Origin of the sequence: Helicobacter pylori, assembly GCF_900120335.1 — a bacterium.
GTDB lineage: Bacteria > Campylobacterota > Campylobacteria > Campylobacterales > Helicobacteraceae > Helicobacter > Helicobacter pylori_BU.
In genome coordinates, this window is sequence record NZ_LT635477.1 from 1356537 (window position 1) to 1374068 (window position 17532).

Consider the following 17532-nt stretch of genomic DNA (forward strand, 5'->3'; position numbering starts at 1 on the left):
ACGCATGGACGCATTAATGCTGCCCTTAAATTGGCAAAGAGTGAGACTTGGGGATATTGGCAAACCATGCATGTGTAAAAGAGTTATGAAACATCAAACAACACCATATGGCGAAATTCCATTCTATAAAATAGGCACATTTGGCAATACTGCTGATGCCTTTATTTCAAAAAAGCTATTTTTAGAATACAAAACAAAATATTCTTTTCCAAAAAAAGGCGATATTTTAATTTCTGCTTCCGGAACTATTGGTAGGGCAGTCATTTATGACGGAAAACCCGCTTATTTTCAAGACTCAAATATTGTTTGGATTGACAACGATGAAACATTAGTAAAAAATGATTTTTTATTTTATGCTTATTCTAATATTAAATGGAATACAGAGCATACAACTATCTTAAGGCTTTATAATGATAATTTTAGAAACACTTTAATCCCCCTACCCCCTCTAAACGAACAAGCCGCTATCGCTAATATTTTAAGCGATGTGGATCGTTATCTTTATTCTTTAGACGCCCTCATTCTTAAAAAAGAAAGCGTTAAAAAAGCTTTAAGCTTTGAACTATTGAGCCAAAGAAAACGCTTGAAAGGCTTCAATCAAGCTTGGCAAAAAGTAAGGCTTGGGGATATTGCCGAGATTAAAAGGGGAGCATCGCCTAGACCTATTGAAAATCCTAAATGGTTTTGTGCTAATTCTAATGTAGGGTGGGTAAGAATTTCAGACATTTCAAAAAATAGCCGTTTTCTATACAAAACAGCCCAAAAACTTTCTAAAAAAGGCATTGAAAAAAGCAGGTTTGTTAAACAAAATAGTTTGATTATGAGCATGTGCGCGACAATTGGTAAGCCTATTATCACTAAAATTGATACTTGTATTCATGATGGTTTTGTAGTTTTTGAAAATCCAAAAACAGACTTAAATTACTTATATTATTTTTTATGTTATATAGAAAAAGAATGGCTAGAAAGTGGGCAACAAGGCTCACAAGTAAATTTAAATGTAGATTTAATTAAAAATAAAGAAGTTTTCTGCCCTAAAGATTTAAACGAACAAGCCGCTATCGCTAACGTTTTAAGCGGTTTGGATAGTGAAATCATTAGCCTTAAAAACAAAAAACGCCAATTTGAAAACGTCAAAAAAGCTTTAAACCACGATTTAATGAGCGCTAAAATCAGGGTTTTAAAAAAATAAACGCCCCAAAAGTCAAGGGCAAACCCGCTTCTTAAAGGAAACCCCTAAGCTTTTAAACTCAGGGGAACGCTCTTAGAAAAATCAGCGTTTCACAGAAACGATCACTTTAAGCCCCAAAAAAGCAAACTCAAAGTATAATGATCTCCAAGAGCGTTTGCCATTTTTGTGTTTCATGGCATGCTCCTTACAAGGTTGGTCTGCCCCATAATGCGAACTTATGGGGCGTGATGAAATCCTACAACAAACCCCCTTAAAACTTCTCATTTTACAAACGCTAAAACAAGATTAAAAAATTGAATGAAAAGATAGAAAAATGAAACGCCCCAAAAGTCAAGGGCAAACCCGCTTTTTAAAGGAAACCCCTAAGCTTTTCAACTCAGGGGAACTTTGGCTAACACATTACTTTTCTATAGAAAAGACCACTTTAAACCCCTTAAAAGAGATTTTAATGTATAATACTAGCCAAGAGTTTTTATCATGTCTTCTTCGCATGATAAATCCTTTCAAGGTAGTTTGCCCCATATCGTAACTATGGGGCGTGATGAAATCCTACAACAAACCCCCTTAAAACTTTTAATTTTACAAACGCTAAAATAAGATTAAAAAATTGAATGAAAAGATAAAAAAATAAAACGCCCCAAAAGTCAAGGGCAAACCCACTTCACAAGGAAACCCCTAAGCTTTTCAACTCAGGGGAACGCTCTTAGAAAAATCAGCGTTTCACAGAAACGATCACTTTAAGCCCCAAAAAAGCAAACTCAAAGTATAATGATCTCCAAGAGCGTTTGTTATGTGTCTTTGGCATAACATGCTCCTTTATGTGGTTTGCCCCATATCGTAACTATGGGGCGTGATGAAATCCTACAACAAACCCCCTTAAAATCTCATCTAATCAAACACAAGGCGTTTTTAAAACATTTAAAGAATGAGTATTATTAAGCGGCATTGTTTAAAACTAATGCTTCAAACAATCTTCAAACAAGTATTGATGCTCGCCAGGTAAAGCGTCAAATAAGGCTTTGGCTAAATCTTGCATTTCTTTTAAGGCTTTATTACTGCTTCTTAAAGTCAATAAATTTTGCAAGCTCCTAGCGTTAATGCTATAAGCTAAATGCGTTTTATAGCTTTCAGGCATGGCGTATTTGGCTAAATCGTTTTTAATGTTATGCTCGCTCAATAAAACCCTGAGATTTTCCAAAGCTAAAACGCTCATTTCATTCACTTTTTCATTATCTACAAAAACTAAAAACTCTTTAGCTCTTTCTAAATTCGTTTCATTAAGGGGCAAAAAGCTCTCCACTTCTTTCAATTCCCTTAAAGTGTAACGGCTTGATTTCACGCTCAAGCTCGCTATTCTATGCCGGCTCAATTCTTGCAACGCCCCCCTGCTCAAACCCTTGATTTCAAAATTGTAATAAAGATGCTCTAAAGTGGAAGAATGCCTGAAAATATTCCCCACCCTGTGGATCAAATCCTTATCCTTACAACCTCCATTATCGCTGTATTCAAAACTCTGCCAGCAAGTGCGGATCGCTTGGCTCGCAATGTCTAAAGGGGTGTAATGCTTACAAATCACTTCCATTATTTGACTCCTAATATCGCTTTTTATTCCACGGTAACGCTTTTAGCCAAGTTTCTTGGGTGATCCACATCATGATTTAAACGCATAGCGATTTCTAAAGCTAAAAGCTGCATCGCTAAATTCATGCGGAAAAATTCCTCCATGTAGCTTTCGCTCTCTTCTAATTGGATAAAATCATCAGCGATCTCTAAAATTTCAGAGCTTAACACGCAAATCGTAGAATCCCTAGCACTCAATTCTTCAATATTGCTTTTGGTTTTATCAAATAACAGATGCTTAGACAATAAAGCAATGGTAAAAAGGTTAGAATCCACCAACGCAATAGGCCCATGCTTCATTTCCGCGCTCGCATACCCCTCAGCGTGCAAGTAGCTGATTTCTTTAAGTTTTAGCGCCCCTTCTAAAGCGAGCGGGTAAAACACATCGCGCCCGATATAAAAAAAGCCATGCCCATGCAAGTAGCGTTTGGATAAGCGCTTGATCTTTTCATGCAATTTAGGCTCTACTTTCATCGCATTCACGCTATTGAGCATGTTTTTAGCCTGGATTCTTTCTTCTTCTTTAGAGATGGTCCCTAGCTGTTTGCCTAGATACACGCTCAAAAGCCATAAAAGCATCACTTGCGAAGAAAACGCCTTAGTGGATGCCACGCTTCTTTCTACCCCCGCTCTAATTAAAAGCGTGTGATCGCTAATGCGGCTCATCATGCTAAAAGGAGCGTTACACAAACTGATGGTTTTAAGCCCTTGGGCTTTGGCTAATTTTAAAGCCTCCAAAGTGTCAGCGGTTTCGCCGCTTTGAGAAATCGCTATAAAAAGCTCGTTAGGGTTGCTTTTAAAATTAGCGTAGCGGTATTCGCTCGCTAAAATGGCCCTCGCTCTTATTTTGGCTAATCTTTCAAACAAATACACGCTCGCCAAACTCGCATGGTAACTGCTCCCGCAAGAACACAGCGTGATTTCATTCACATTTTCTAAAAATTCAGGATCGATCTCACAATACACATTCAAGGCTTCCAAGCGCCCCTCTAAACACTCCAACAAACTGCTGTGCTGCTCATAAATCTCTTTTTCTAAATAATTCCTAAAATTGCCTTTAGAATAATCCTTGTTTTCAAAAGCGTAATCTTTCATGTTTTCAATGTGTTTTAAATCTTTAAAATTTTCTAAAGAAATCTGCCCCACGCTGTTTTCTTCTAAAACGACAAATTGATCCACTTTAGGGGCTAACACGCTCAAACTGGACGCAAAAAACACCCCTTCTTTGCCCTTGCCCACGATCAAAGGCGAAGAAGATTTAGCGTAAAACAAGCTCTCTTTAGCCCTTTTATGGAGCATTAAAATCGCATAACTCCCTTTTAAAAGGCTGATGCTTTTTTCAAAGGCTTTCAATAAATCGCCCTCGCTTTTAAGCGTTTCTTCTAATAAATGCGCAATCACTTCCGTGTCCGTTTGGCTTAAAAACGCATGCCCTTTATTTTCCAATTCCTTTTTCAAACTCGCGTAATTTTCAATGATGCCGTTATGCACCAAGGCTAAATTTTCTGTAAAATGCGGGTGGGCGTTCGTGCTGCTTGGCTTGCCATGCGTCGCCCATCTCGTATGAGCGATACTCACGCCAAAATTTAAAAACTCTTTATTTTTAAGCTCTAGTTTAAGGTTTTCTAATTTCCCTTGAGTTTTAAACACTTCCAAACGATTAGCGCTCAATACGGCTAAACCAGCGCTGTCATAACCTCTGTATTCCAATTCCTTTAAGCCCTCTAAAAGAATGGATTTTTTCTCGCTATCCCCTATATAACCTACAATCCCGCACATTTAAAACACCAATAACCCTTTTTTGATTTTATTCAAAGCGTTGATAAGCTCCTTTAGGCGCTCCACTTCTTCGCTTAATTGCGTAAAAAACGCTTCATTCACGCCCTTTGGCATGTCCATGCTCCCTCTTTTAATTTCAATAAAATCCCCCAAACTCAAATTCGCTAATTTTAAAAGCATTTCAATTTCATTTTGCGAATCTTCAATATCCGCTAAAATCTTGCGTATTTTTTCAAACATGTGATCGCCTTTAATTTAGAATGCTCCATGATAGCTAAACTATTAAATTATCAATGATGTTTTCTAAAATCTGTTTGACTTTGGCGTGGTTTTCTTTAAATTCCTTATACGCGTTAAGCCCCACATGGTTACTCACGCAAAAAATCCCTTTAGCCTTTAAAGAAAACGCCTTAGCCACGCTTAAAACGCTAAAAAACTCCATGTTTTCTAAAAAAACGCCCTTTTGAACCATTTTTTTAGCAAACATTTCGCTCGTGTGGATGTAGTTACTGCTATTGATGCCCACCCTTTCAAAAAGAGCCTGCTCTTTAGTTTCTATGTGAATGGAATTATCCAAAGGCGTGTAGCTGTTTAAGTGGCTAAAACTCTCTTCAATTTGATAGCCTTGAATGCTTTCAAACACGCTCAAAAGCTCCGTTTCTGGGCTATAACTCCCCGCGCTCCCTATAAAAATAAGGCTCTTAATATCAGGGTTTTTTAAACACATTCTCGTTAAATTGATCGCGCTCTCTATCAAGCCCACACCAATAGGCACCGCCCCTTTTAAAGTTTCATTCCTTCCCGCGCAAAGCAGCATGAAAATCCTTTTTTTGCATCCATTAGCTTATTATAAAGCAAGCATTATAGACAAACCCTTAAAAGAAACACCTTAATTTTAAGGCTTCATTCACATTTCATTCACATGCCATTCCTTTTTCATTCACCACTTATTCACGCTATAATAACGCCATGGATACCAACAACAATATTGAAAAAGAAATCTTGGCGCTAGTCAAACAAAATCCTAAAGTTAGCCTCATAGAATATGAAAATTACTTTAGCCAACTCAAATACAACCCTAACGCGAGCAAGAGCGATATTGCCTTTTTTTATGCCCCCAACAAAGTCTTATGCACCACGATTACGGCTAAATACGGCGCGTTGCTTAAAGAAATTTTAAGCCAGAATAAAGTCGGCATGCATTTAGCCCATAGCGTGGATGTGCGTATTGAAGTGGCGCCTAAAATCCAGGTTAACGCCCAATCTAATATCAATTACAAAGCGGTAAAAACGAGCGTCAAAGACTCTTACACTTTTGAAAATTTTGTCGTAGGCTCATGCAACAACACCGTTTATGAAATCGCTAAAAAAGTCGCCCAAAGCGATACGCCCCCTTATAACCCGGTGCTTTTTTATGGCGGCACAGGGTTAGGCAAAACGCACATTTTAAACGCTATCGGTAACCACGCCCTAGAAAAGCATAAAAAAGTCGTGTTAGTCACTTCAGAAGATTTTTTGACAGACTTTTTAAAGCATTTAGACAACAAAAACATGGATTCTTTTAAAAAAAAATACCGCCATTGCGACTTTTTCTTGTTAGATGACGCCCAATTTTTGCAAGGAAAACCCAAACTAGAAGAAGAATTTTTCCACACCTTTAACGAATTGCATGCCAACAGCAAACAGATCGTGTTGATTTCAGATCGATCGCCTAAAAACATCGCCGGCTTAGAAGATCGCTTAAAATCGCGCTTTGAATGGGGGATAACCGCTAAAGTCATGCCCCCTGATTTAGAAACCAAACTTTCCATTGTCAAACAAAAATGCCAGCTCAATAAAATCACTTTGCCCGAAGAAGTAATGGAATACATCGCCCAACACATCAGCGACAATATCCGCCAAATGGAAGGCGCGATCATTAAAATCAGCGTGAACGCGAACTTGATGAACGCCACCATTGATTTAAACCTCGCTAAAACCGTTTTAGAAGATTTGCAAAAAGATCATGCTGAAGGCTCAAGCCTAGAAAATATCTTGCTCGCTGTCGCGCAAAGCTTGAATCTCAAATCCAGCAAAATCAAAGTTTCTTCGCGCCAAAAAAATGTCGCTTTAGCGAGAAAATTAGTCGTGTATTTCGCCAGGCTTTATACCCCTAACCCCACGCTCTCGCTCGCTCAGTTTTTGGATTTAAAGGATCATTCAAGCATTTCCAAAATGTATTCTAGCGTTAAAAAAATGCTTGAAGAAGAAAAAAGCCCTTTTATTTTAAGCCTTAGAGAAGAAATCAAAAACCGCTTGAACGAACTGAACGACAAAAAAACCGCTTTCAATTCAAGTGAATGAAAAAAGGCTTATCAAAAAGCGTTTCATTCACTCTTTTTCAAATCCCACAACCCCCCTAAAAACGCACACCCCTAAAGCTTTTTAATTTTTCATTCCATCCATTCACGCCCCTACTACTGTTACTAAATATTATTAATTAAAGTGTTACCTATCTATAACTTATTTATAACTTTTACTAAACCTTTTTTTAAGATATAATCCAAAAATCAAAAATAAAAAGGAATAAGCATGAAAAAATCCCTTTATTTGTCTTTCTTTCTGACTTTCTCTAACCCTCTTCAAGCCCTTGTGATCGAGCTTTTAGAAGAAATCAAAACTTCGTCGCATAAAGGCACTTTTAAGGCTAAAGTCCTTGATTCTAAAGAGCCCAAACAGGTTTTAGGCATTTATAATATCTCCCCACACAAAAAACTCACGCTCACTATCACCCACATATCCACGGCAATCGTCTATCAACCCCTTGATGAAAAACTTTCTTTAGAAACGACCTTAAGCCCCAACCGCCCTACTATTCCCAGAAACACCCAAATCGTTTTTTCTTCAAAGGAATTAAAAGAACCGCACTCAAACCCAATACCTTCTTTAAACGCGCCCATGCAAAAACCACAAAACAAACCCAGCTCATCGCAACAATCTCCTCAAAACTTTTCCTATCCAGAATCCAAACTAGGCTCTAAAAACTCTAAAAACAGCCTTTTACAGCCTTTAGTAACTCCTAGCAAAATAAGCCCTGCTAACGAAGTTAAAACGCCAACAAACGACGCTAATCCCCCTTTAAAACATTCTTCAGAAGATCAAGAAAACAACCTCTTTGTAACGCCACCCACTGAAAAAACGCTCCCTAACAACACCCCTAACGCTGATGCGAGTGAAAACAATGAAAACAATGAAAACAATGAAAATAATAGGGATAATGTGGAAAAACAAGCGATTAGAGATCCTAATATCAAGGAATTCGCATGCGGGAAGTGGGTTTATGATGATGAAAATTTACAAGCCTATCGCCCAAGCGTTTTAAAACGCGTTGATAAAGACAAAGAGGTTACAACAGACATTACCCCTTGCGATTACAGCACCGCTGAAAATAAAAGCGGTAAGATCATTACCCCTTATACCAAAATTTCTGTTCATAAAACAGAGCCTTTAGAAGACCCTCAAACTTTTGAAGCTAAAAACAATTTCGCCATTCTCCAAGCCAGAAGCTCTACAGAAAAATGCAAAAGGGCTAGAGCGAGAAAAGACGGCACGACTAGGCAATGCTATCTGATAGAAGAGCCTTTAAAACAAGCGTGGGAGAGCGAGTATGAAATCACCACGCAATTAGTGAAAGCCATTTATGAGCGCCCCAAACAAGACGACCAAATAGAGCCGACTTTTTATGAAACCAGCGAATTGGCTTATTCTTCCACACGAAAAAGCGAAATAACGCGCAATGAATTGAATTTGAATGAAAAATTCATGGAATTTGTGGAAGTGTATGAGGGGCATTATTTAAACGATATAATCAAAGAGAGCAGCGAATACAAAGAATGGGTTAAAAACCATGTGCGCTTTAAAGAAGGGGTGTGCATGGCCTTAGAAATAGAAGAACAACCACGAGCCAAAAGCACGCCTTTGAGTATTGAAAACTCTCGTGTTGTGTGTGTCAAAAAGGGGAATTATTTATTCAATGAAGTTTAAAATGGTGGCTTGAGGCGGAATCGAACCACCGACACGAAGATTTTCAGTCTTCTGCTCTACCGACTGAGCTATCAAGCCAAGCAAAAAACAATTATTACATAAAAAAGGTAAAACAAAGCTTAATTTTTAAAAAAATGACTAAAAAGATATAATTCACTCAAAATCAAACAAGGATTAAAATGAAATTGATTTCATGGAATGTGAACGGGTTAAGGGCTTGCATGACTAAGGGCTTTATGGATTTTTTTAATAGCGTAAATGCGGATGTTTTTTGCATTCAAGAATCTAAAATGCAACAAGAACAAAACACCTTTGAATTTAAAGGGTATTTTGATTTTTGGAATTGCGCGATTAAAAAGGGCTATTCTGGGGTGGTAACTTTCACTAAAAAAGAGCCTTTAAGCGTGAGCTATGGCATTGATATGGAAGAGCATGACAAAGAAGGGCGCGTGGTAACTTGCGAATTTGAATCGTTTTACTTGGTAAATGTTTATACCCCTAATTCCCAACAAGCCCTATCCAGGCTCAGTTATCGCATGAGTTGGGAAGTGGAATTTAAGAAATTTTTAAAAGCTTTAGAATTGAAAAAACCGGTCATTGTGTGTGGGGATTTGAATGTGGCCCACAATGAAATTGATTTAGAAAACCCTAAAACCAACCGAAAAAACGCCGGCTTTAGCGATGAAGAGAGAGAAAAATTCAGCGAGCTTTTGAACGCTGGTTTCATTGACACTTTTCGTTATTTTTACCCTAACAAAGAAAAGGCTTACACCTGGTGGAGTTACATGCAACAAGCGAGGGATAAAGACATTGGTTGGCGCATTGATTATTTTCTATGCTCTAATCCTTTAAAAACGCGCTTAAAAGACGCTTTGATCTATAAAGATATTTTAGGGAGCGATCATTGTCCGGTAGGGTTAGAATTAGTTTAAAGGTAGAAAGTGTGCGAAATGAAGACAGAAAAAAGCCTTACAAAGGGTGAGTCGTATTCAAAAGCGAAAGGCCATTTGATCCCCACTTCAATACTAGCGTCATGGTGGAATAGCACGGTTTGGAATTTGAACCCCACTAAACCTAGCATCCTGAAATTTGAAGTTTTGAGCGAAAACCCTTGAATGCTGCGCCAGTCGTCAATGATGAAATTCGCGCTGTGTTTGGAAATCGTCCATGTGTTTTCAGCAACTTGCATGCCATAAAAAAGAGAAAATACATACAAGGGGTTTTTATTGTATTCCACGATCAAATCCCCCCCAAAGCCGTAAGTGAACATGTTCGCTTGAGCGCCCGTTCTTTTATTGAGAATGACATTCCCGTAATCCATAAAAAAGTAATAGCGCGAATAAAACCAGTAATTAGTGGGGTTAATCTCCCAGCCTAAAGAAAAGCTCGCCCCTTCAATCGTGCGTTTGAGATCGTTGTATTTTTTCATGATCATTTTCCCCACCTGGTATTGAGAAGCCACATAAAAACGGCTTTTGGCTTGCGTAAGGGTAGGGTTTAAAAAATAAACGCTTAAAAATAAAGGGGTTACTTTTTTAAACAAATCCTTTGAAAAAAATTTCACACTTTAATACTTCCTGTTGAGTGGGGAGCTGAGATTGTCTTGGTGGTTGGTGGCTCGTTGCAAAACGTTGTTCGTTCTTTTTTGCGAAGGATCAGCGTTTTCTTCATTATTGATTTCATCAATTTTATTTTCGTTATTGATCAGATCATTCACCTCTTTAGTGACTTTTTCATCTTCTTCTTCATGCTCAATCTTTTTTATATCCTTATTAGGTTGATTGATTTGATTGTTTTGAGTGGTTTTAGTGTTGTTTTGGTGCGATTGGGACGATTTTTTAGGCTCGTCTTTGCATGCGCTCAACACGCTTAAAACAAAAGAGATAGCGATAAAATGAGTGATTTTAGATTTCATCAATTAAATTTCCTTAAGTCAATGTATAATTTGTTTATTTTATCATAAAAACGATTAAGGATTGACTAAGAACAAATTGCAAGAAATAAATCATTTATTAAAAACATTGAACGTGAAATCGCTTTTGGAAGCCTTGCTTGTTTATACGCCTAAGGGTTATAAGGATTTAAGCTTGTTAGAGCGTTTTGAAACGGGTTTGAGCGGCGTTTTAGAAGTGGGTATTTTAGATAAAAGGAACTACGCCAAAGTTTTAAAGATTTTCGCCTATTCCAAACGATTTTATAAAAATTTAGAGCTTGTTTTTTTCAATTACAGCGCATTTTATTACAACCAATTTAAAACCGGCGAGAGTTTGTTTATTTATGGTAAATTAGAGCAAAGCTCTTTTAATCAAGCTTATATTATTAACACGCCTAAAATCCTTACCGAATTTGGAAAAATTTCTTTAATTTTTAAAAAAGTTAAAAATCATAAAAAAATACAAGAAAATTTACAAAAACTCATTTCGTTAGAAAATTTAAAAAAGGAAGGCGTTAAAGAGAATATCGCATGTTTGTTGTTAGAAATCTTTTTCCCCACGCCGCATTTTGTCAAGGATTTTGAAACGAATAAAAATTTCCCTTCACAACATTTAAATGCATTAAAATACATTGAAATGCTTTTTTATATGAAAAATTTAGAGCGCAAAAAATTGCAATTCAACGCCAAAATCGCATGCCCTAATAACAGCGAACGCTTGAAATCGTTTATTACTTCTTTACCCTTTAAGCTCACGCGCGATCAACAAAACGCCATTAAAGAAATCCAAAGCGATCTCACTAGCTCCATAGCGTGCAAGCGTTTGATTATAGGCGATGTGGGGTGCGGGAAAACGATGGTGATTTTAGCGAGCATGGTATTAGCCTACCCTAATAAAACCCTTTTAATGGCGCCCACTTCCATTCTCGCTAAACAGCTTTATAACGAAGCCTTAAAATTTTTACCCCCTTATTTTGAAGTGGAATTACTGCTCGGCGGGAGCCATAAAAAGCGATCCCATTGTTTGTTTGAAAAAATCACGCATGTTGTCATAGGCACGCAAGCGTTGTTGTTTAATAAGCGCGATTTAGATGAATTCGCTTTAGTGATCACTGATGAGCAGCACCGATTTGGCACCAAGCAGCGCTACCAATTAGAAAAAATGGCAAGCAGTAAGGGCAATAAGCCCCATTCCTTGCAATTTTCCGCTACCCCCATTCCTCGCACTCTGGCTTTAGCCAAAAGCGCGTTTGTGAAAACGACCATGATTAGAGAAATCCCTTACCCTAAAGAAATTGAAACCCTAGTCTTGCATAAAAGAGATTTTAAAATAGTGATGGAAAAAATTAGCGAAGAAATCGCTAAAAACCACCAAGTCATTGTCGTTTATCCGCTGGTGAATGAGAGCGAAAAAATCCCGTATTTATCGCTCAGTGAGGGGGCGAGTTTCTGGCAAAAACGCTTTAAAAACGTTTATACCACTTCAGGGCAAGATAAAAATAAAGAAGAAGTGATTGAAGAATTTAGAGAGTTAGGGAGCATTCTTTTAGCGACCACGCTCATTGAGGTGGGCATTTCTTTACCACGATTGAGCGTGATGGTGATTTTAGCGCCCGAAAGGTTAGGCTTAGCGACTTTGCACCAGTTAAGGGGGCGCGTGTCTCGTAACGGCTTGAAAGGCTATTGTTTTTTATGCACGATCCAAGAAGAAAACGAACGATTAGAAAAGTTTGCTGATGAATTGGACGGCTTTAAAATCGCTGAATTGGATTTACAATACAGAAAAAGCGGGGATTTACTTCAGGGTGGGGAGCAGAGCGGGAATAGTTTTGAATACATTGACTTAGCCAAAGATGAAAACATTATCGCTGAAGTGAAACAAGATTTTTTAAAAAACGCTAGCGTTTCACAAGGAACATTTGAAAATTGAAAATTAAGGCAGAATTGGGTAATTTAAAGGAATATTTAAAATAAAGGGTAGCAATGCAAAATAAAGAAATGGATCAAGAAAAAAGCGTTAATGAAAAAAATTTAGAGGTATTTAATCGTTATTTTCCCGGTTGCTTGAGTATAGAAAATGACAACCAACTCACGCTGGATGTGGGAAGATTAAAAGCGTTACTAGGGGATTTTAGCGAGATAAAAGAAGAGGGCTATGGGTTGGATTTTGTGGGTAAGAAAATCGCTTTAAATCAAGCTTTTAAGAAAAATCATAAGATTTTAAAGCCCTTAAATGAATCCACGAGCAAGCACATTCTCATCAAGGGCGATAATTTAGACGCTCTCAAAATTTTAAAACAAAGCTATAGTGAAAAAATCAAAATGATTTACATTGACCCCCCTTACAACACGAAAAACGACAATTTTATCTATGGCGATGATTTCTCGCAATCCAATGAAGAGGTTTTAAAAACATTGGATTATTCTAAAGAAAAATTGGATTATATCAAGAATCTTTTTGGGTTAAAAAGCCATAGCGGGTGGCTTAGTTTCATGTATCCCAGATTGCTGCTCGCTAGAGATTTGCTCAAACAAGACGGCGTGATTTTCATCAGCATTGACGATAACGAAGCCGCCCAACTCAAACTTTTATGCGATGAGATTTTTGGGGAAGATAATTTTTGTGGAAATATGATATGGCTTAAAGGTAACGCGCAAAATGATGCCGATACCATACAAAAAAATCACGAGTATATTTTATGTTATGCTAAAAATATAGAATCTAATCCTATAATCAAAATTATACAAAATGAAAAAGTGGAAGTTTTTAAAGATAAAAAAACAGGAAAATTTTATTATGAAGGAAGTGGATTTGTAAGCGGAAACGCAAATAGCGATCTCAATCATCACGCTTTGTGCGGATATACAATTTATTATAATTCAACAACTATGGACTTGCAAATTTTTATGGATTATGATATTGAAAAAGCTAAAACAAGCAACAATGAAAAAGAAGTTTATAGACCTTTTAATCAAAATTTAATCAATCAAGGCTATAATGCAATTCGCCCTCCAAAAAAAGAAAAGTTATTAGGAAGATGGGTTGTTTCTTTTGAAAAATTTCAGAATTTAATAAGTGAAAATAAGATTCTTATAAAACAAAACAGGAATAATTTTTCAATTTCTCGTAAAGAATGGTTAGATGCCAAACAAGTGAAACAAGATTCTAATGGAAAATTTTATGCGACAATAGAAAAAGAAAATCCACCAAAAAGTTTTATAGATTTTGTAAGCAGTAGTCTAGGCACGAAAGAATTAAAAAAAATAATGAATAATAAAGTGTTTAGTAATCCAAAAAATACAAAATTATTACAATATTTATTGCAAATTTCAACCACGCCAAATTCAGACGACATCATCTTAGACTTTTTCGCCGGGAGCGGGACGACCGCGCATGCCGTGTTAGAGAGTAATAAGAGCGATTATCAAAAATTAAGTGAGGGGGGGGGGGGTTATTTAATGGCTTGAACGCCGCATTTAAAGAAAGGCGCTTCATTCTCGTCCAGTTAGATGAAAAAATTGATCCCAAAAACAACAAAAGCACGCATGATTTTTGTTTGAACACTTTAAATTCCACCTCGCCGAGCATTTTTGACATCACCGAAGAAAGGATTAAAAGAGCGGGGGCTAAAATAAAAGAAGCTTGCCCCAATTTAGATGTGGGGTTTAGAGCGTTTGAAATCATTGATGATGAAACGCATGCTAATGATAAAAATCTCAGTCAAGCCAATCAAAAGGATTTGTTCGCTTATTCTAACCTTGATAGAATGGAAACCCAAACGATTTTAATCAAGCTTTTAGGCTGCGAGGGTTTGGAGCTAACCACCCCTATAATTTGCTTGATTGAAAACGCCTTGTATCTGGCTCAAAATACGGCTTTCATTGTGGGGGATATAGAAATGAGTGAAGTTTTAGAAAACTTGAAAGATAAAGGGGTGGAAAAAATCAGCATGTATATGCCCGCTATCAGTAACGACAGGTTGTGTTTGGAATTGGGCAGTAATTTGTTTGATTTGAAATTAGAGAGCGGCGATTTAAAGATTAGGGGGTAGAGGTGAAAATCAAATTCAAACGATTGGATTATCAAGAAAAATGCTTGAATCAGATTTTAGGGGTGTTTAAGGGGATTGATTTGAGGGAGCCAGAAAATGACGCTCAAAGGATTGCTAACCCTGTTTTTGAAACAGAGGCGATCAAGAATCTTTTATTAGAAAATATTGAGGATTTACGATCCGAGCCAAAAATAACCCAGGGAAGCGTGGGGATTGAGAAGTCGTTAAACTGCGATATTTTAATGGAAACAGGCACCGGGAAGACCTTTTGCTTTTTGGAATGCGTTTATGCCTTGCACAAAAACTACCATTTGTCAAAATTTATCGTTTTAGTGCCGAGCAACGCCATTAAATTAGGGGTTTTAAAGAGTGTTGAAATCACAAGAGAATTTTTTAAAAGCGAGTATTCTAACACGCATTTAGAAAGCTATGAAGATGTAGAAAGATTCATTCTAGCGAGCAACCATAAATGCTGTGTGTTGGTGATGACTTTTTCTGCTTTTAATAAAGAGAAAAACACTATCAATCAATCATGCTTAGAAAACACGAATCTATTCAATGGCGCAAAAAGTTACATGCAAGCTTTAGCCAGTATCCGCCCTATCGTGATCTTAGACGAACCGCACCGATTTTTAGGCGATAAAACAAAAAAATATTTGGAACAATTAAACGCTTTAATCACGCTCAGGTTTGGGGCGACTTTTAAAGATGATTACAATAATTTGATTTACGCGCTAGACAGCAAAAAAGCGTTTGATTGCGCCCTAGTGAAAAGCATTAGCGTGGCGTCTGTGGGGGAGAGTAATGAGTATTTTTTAGAGCTTAAAGAGGCTAACAAAAAACAAAATGAAGCGACGATCAATTACACGAATTTAGAAAATAAAACTCAAAGCGTCAAAGTCAAAACGCATGATAATCTGGGCGCGCTAACTCGTATCAGCGCTTTAGAAGATTACATTGTAGAAAACATCACTAAAAATGAGGTGCGTTTTCTCAATGGCGTTAATTTGTTGCTGGATCAAAAAGAGCCTTTTTCTTATTTTATAGAGGGCGAGCAAGAAGTGATGCTGAAAGAAGCGATAAAAAGCCATTTTGAAAGAGAAGAAGGGCTTTTTAAAAAGGGGATTAAAGCCTTGTGCATGGTGTTTATTAGCGGGGTGAATAGCTATTTAAGCGAAAATGAACAGCCGGCCAAATTAGCCCTTTTATTTGAAAAACTTTACCAACAAGAGCTTGAAGAAGTCTTAAAAAAGCCTTTAGATGAAAATTATAGGGCGTATTTAGAGCGCGCTAGAGAAGATATTAAAAAAGTGCATGGAGGGTATTTCGCTAAAAGCAAGAAAGAGAGCGATGAAACTAAAACGATCGAACTCATTTTAAAAGAAAAAGAAAAATTGCTGAGTTTTGATTCTGATCTCAGGTTTATTTTTTCGCAATGGGCGTTGCAAGAGGGGTGGGATAACCCTAACGTGATGACGATTTGCAAATTAGCCCCCAGTCATTCCAATATCACTAAATTGCAACAAATCGGTAGGGGGCTAAGGCTCGCTGTGAATGATAAGGGCGAACGCATCACTAAAGAGCATGCTGATTTTGATTTTGTCAATGAATTGGTGGTGATCGTGCCGCAAGTGGAGGGGGATTTTGTGGGAGCGATCCAACAAGAGATAAGCGAACACAGCTTGATCAAACACGCATTCAGTGGGGGAGAGCTAGAAAAAAGCGGCATGATTAAAAAAGGGTATTACGGGGCTTTATTTGAAAAGTTAGAGGGTTTGGGTTTTGGAGAAAGAACAGATGATGAAAACTTTAAACTCACCCTCAATCAAAACGAATTTTTAAAAAAAGAGCCGGAACTAGAAACATTAAAAAATGAAACATACTTGGATTTTGAAAAATTAAAAGATTTTTTAAAAGATCGTTTAGTTGGCCATTTTAGAGTGAGGAACAAAAACGAGCGAAAAACTGAAAAAATCAAAATCAATAAAGAAAATTTTAAAAAATTTGAAACCTTATGGGCGGGTTTGAATCATCAAGCCCGGATCGCTTATGCCATTGATAGCGAGAGCTTGATTGATGAGATTGTCAAAAAAATCAATGCTTCTTTTAATGTTAGTTCAAAAAAGATTTCGGTTACGACGCATAAAAAAGTAGAAACGATGGGGAATAACGCTACTACAGAGACTTTTGAGCGAGAAAACGCATGCGTGTGGAGTCTGCATGAATTTATCAGCGCCTTGTCTAATAAGGTGAAATTGAGTTTCAAAAGCGTGGCTAAAGTGTTAGAAAACATTGATGAAAACAAGTTTAATGAAATTAAAAAAAACGAACAAGAGGGCTTAAAGCGCTTAGAAGATCTGTTTTTGGAAGCTATTTATCAAAATATTAAAGATAAAATTTCCTATCAAATGCGCGAAACGACCATTAAAAACAGAAAAAACGATGCGTTTTATGATGAAAAGGGAGAGATTAGAGAGTTTTTAGACGGGAGTTTGGGGGCGGATAAATATGAGATTAAAAATTCAAGCGCTCAAGAAAAATGCCTGTATGAAAATTTCATGCAAGTGGATAGCGAGATTGAAAAAGACACGATTGAAGAATCTAACGACACTAAAATCATTGTTTTTGGCAAGCTCCCTAGGGTTAAGATCCCAATAGGGTTAAATCAAACTTATAGTCCTGATTTTGGGTATGTGGTTGAAAATAACGATAAAAAAGTGTTGTTAGTGGTAGAAACTAAGGGGGTTGATAAAAAAAGCGAATTGCGCCCTGAAGAAGAGCGAAAAATTTCAACCGCTAAGAAATTTTTTGAAGCTTTAAAAAAGCAAGGCGTGAATATTGAATACGAAACCAAATTGAGTGATGATCAATTAAGCGCGTTGATCAATGAAGTTTTAAATCGCAAAGATTAGAGTTAATAAGATCAATTACCC

Annotated in this window: 14 protein-coding genes and 1 tRNA gene; 8 read left to right on the forward strand and 7 right to left on the reverse strand. The window is 37.1% G+C overall.

All coding sequences use genetic code 11. The features are described 5' to 3' along the window. The first annotated feature begins 4 nt into the window (after positions 1-4). Positions 5-1192, forward strand: a complete 1188-nt coding sequence (locus CS889_RS06705) for a restriction endonuclease subunit S (RefSeq protein ID WP_089087207.1) — start codon at positions 5-7, stop codon at positions 1190-1192. Positions 1193-2147: 955 nt separating this feature from the next. Here CS889_RS06705 and thyX read toward each other — a convergent pair. The 4 genes from thyX to CS889_RS06740 are packed head-to-tail and all read right to left on the reverse strand — an operon-like array spanning position 2148 to position 5408. Further along, positions 2148-2774, reverse strand: coding sequence for an FAD-dependent thymidylate synthase (gene thyX, locus CS889_RS06725; protein ID WP_000451962.1), 627 nt, complete (start codon positions 2772-2774; stop codon positions 2148-2150). A gap of 23 nt (positions 2775-2797) precedes the next feature. Beyond that, positions 2798-4591 (reverse strand): glutamine--fructose-6-phosphate transaminase (isomerizing), encoded by a 1794-nt coding sequence (gene glmS, locus CS889_RS06730; protein WP_089087209.1) that lies wholly within the window; start codon positions 4589-4591, stop codon positions 2798-2800. Further along, complete coding sequence (locus tag CS889_RS06735) at positions 4592-4831, reverse strand: DUF2443 domain-containing protein (RefSeq protein ID WP_000461837.1); 240 nt, start codon at positions 4829-4831, stop codon at positions 4592-4594. It abuts the gene before it with no gap. Between the two features lie 34 nt (positions 4832-4865). Further along, positions 4866-5408 carry a nucleoside phosphorylase-I family protein gene (locus tag CS889_RS06740; protein ID WP_089087210.1) on the reverse strand — a complete coding sequence of 181 codons (543 nt, stop codon included), beginning with the start codon at positions 5406-5408 and terminating at the stop codon, positions 4866-4868. 152 nt (positions 5409-5560) lie between these two features. On the opposite strand from CS889_RS06740, the gene dnaA reads away from it, so the two are divergent. Together dnaA and CS889_RS06750 are read left to right on the forward strand one after the other, a co-directional pair. After that, positions 5561-6934 (forward strand): chromosomal replication initiator protein DnaA, encoded by a 1374-nt coding sequence (dnaA, locus tag CS889_RS06745; RefSeq protein ID WP_089087211.1) that lies wholly within the window; start codon positions 5561-5563, stop codon positions 6932-6934. 228 nt (positions 6935-7162) lie between these two features. Continuing rightward, positions 7163-8614: a competence protein gene (locus CS889_RS06750; RefSeq protein WP_089087212.1), complete on the forward strand. Its 1452-nt coding sequence runs from the start codon at positions 7163-7165 to the stop codon at positions 8612-8614. 2 nt (positions 8615-8616) lie between these two features. Here the strand turns inward: CS889_RS06750 and CS889_RS06755 are convergent. Further along, a tRNA-Phe gene (locus CS889_RS06755) sits at positions 8617-8692 on the reverse strand. A 101-nt stretch (positions 8693-8793) separates the two neighbouring features. Here CS889_RS06755 and CS889_RS06760 point away from each other — a divergent pair. Beyond that, complete coding sequence (locus CS889_RS06760; RefSeq protein ID WP_078295316.1) at positions 8794-9546, forward strand: exodeoxyribonuclease III; 753 nt, start codon at positions 8794-8796, stop codon at positions 9544-9546. On the opposite strand, the gene CS889_RS06765 is transcribed toward CS889_RS06760, so the two are convergent. Together CS889_RS06765 and CS889_RS06770 are read right to left on the reverse strand one after the other, a co-directional pair. Beyond that, positions 9543-10178: an outer membrane protein gene (locus CS889_RS06765; protein WP_000668058.1), complete on the reverse strand. Its 636-nt coding sequence runs from the start codon at positions 10176-10178 to the stop codon at positions 9543-9545. The two genes, CS889_RS06760 and CS889_RS06765, sit on opposite strands and share 4 nt — an antisense overlap. 3 nt (positions 10179-10181) lie before the next feature. After that, positions 10182-10529: a hypothetical protein gene (locus CS889_RS06770; protein WP_000837062.1), complete on the reverse strand. Its 348-nt coding sequence runs from the start codon at positions 10527-10529 to the stop codon at positions 10182-10184. 76 nt (positions 10530-10605) lie between these two features. Here CS889_RS06770 and recG point away from each other — a divergent pair, with 76 nt between their 5' ends. Genes recG through CS889_RS06785 form a run of 4 tightly spaced genes read left to right on the forward strand, consistent with a single transcriptional unit; the run spans position 10606 to position 17511 of the window. Then, positions 10606-12477, forward strand: coding sequence for an ATP-dependent DNA helicase RecG (gene recG, locus CS889_RS06775; RefSeq protein ID WP_089087395.1), 1872 nt, complete (start codon positions 10606-10608; stop codon positions 12475-12477). A 53-nt stretch (positions 12478-12530) separates the two neighbouring features. Further along, positions 12531-14015, forward strand: coding sequence for a site-specific DNA-methyltransferase (locus CS889_RS06780; protein ID WP_414842587.1), 1485 nt, complete (start codon positions 12531-12533; stop codon positions 14013-14015). Next, complete coding sequence (locus tag CS889_RS08755) at positions 14012-14599, forward strand: site-specific DNA-methyltransferase (RefSeq protein ID WP_414842588.1); 588 nt, start codon at positions 14012-14014, stop codon at positions 14597-14599. Before CS889_RS06780 ends, CS889_RS08755 begins: the two co-directional genes overlap by 4 nt. A 2-nt stretch (positions 14600-14601) precedes the next feature. Then, positions 14602-17511, forward strand: coding sequence for a type III restriction-modification system endonuclease (locus CS889_RS06785; RefSeq protein ID WP_089087214.1), 2910 nt, complete (start codon positions 14602-14604; stop codon positions 17509-17511). The last annotated feature ends 21 nt before the right edge of the window (positions 17512-17532 follow it).

Excerpts from the sequence above, each read along its gene's own strand:
- CS889_RS06735 (WP_000461837.1), bottom strand. The coding sequence starts at position 4,831 with ATGTTTGAAAAAATACGCAAGATTTTAGCGGATATTGAAGATTCGCAA.
- CS889_RS06770 (WP_000837062.1), bottom strand. The coding sequence starts at position 10,529 with ATGAAATCTAAAATCACTCATTTTATCGCTATCTCTTTTGTTTTAAGC.
- CS889_RS06750 (WP_089087212.1), top strand. The coding sequence starts at position 7,163 with ATGAAAAAATCCCTTTATTTGTCTTTCTTTCTGACTTTCTCTAACCCT.
- CS889_RS06705 (WP_089087207.1), top strand. The coding sequence starts at position 5 with ATGGACGCATTAATGCTGCCCTTAAATTGGCAAAGAGTGAGACTTGGG.
- dnaA (WP_089087211.1), top strand. The coding sequence starts at position 5,561 with ATGGATACCAACAACAATATTGAAAAAGAAATCTTGGCGCTAGTCAAA.
- glmS (WP_089087209.1), bottom strand. The coding sequence starts at position 4,591 with ATGTGCGGGATTGTAGGTTATATAGGGGATAGCGAGAAAAAATCCATT.
- CS889_RS06740 (WP_089087210.1), bottom strand. The coding sequence starts at position 5,408 with ATGCTGCTTTGCGCGGGAAGGAATGAAACTTTAAAAGGGGCGGTGCCT.
- CS889_RS06760 (WP_078295316.1), top strand. The coding sequence starts at position 8,794 with ATGAAATTGATTTCATGGAATGTGAACGGGTTAAGGGCTTGCATGACT.
- CS889_RS06780 (WP_414842587.1), top strand. The coding sequence starts at position 12,531 with ATGCAAAATAAAGAAATGGATCAAGAAAAAAGCGTTAATGAAAAAAAT.
- thyX (WP_000451962.1), bottom strand. The coding sequence starts at position 2,774 with ATGGAAGTGATTTGTAAGCATTACACCCCTTTAGACATTGCGAGCCAA.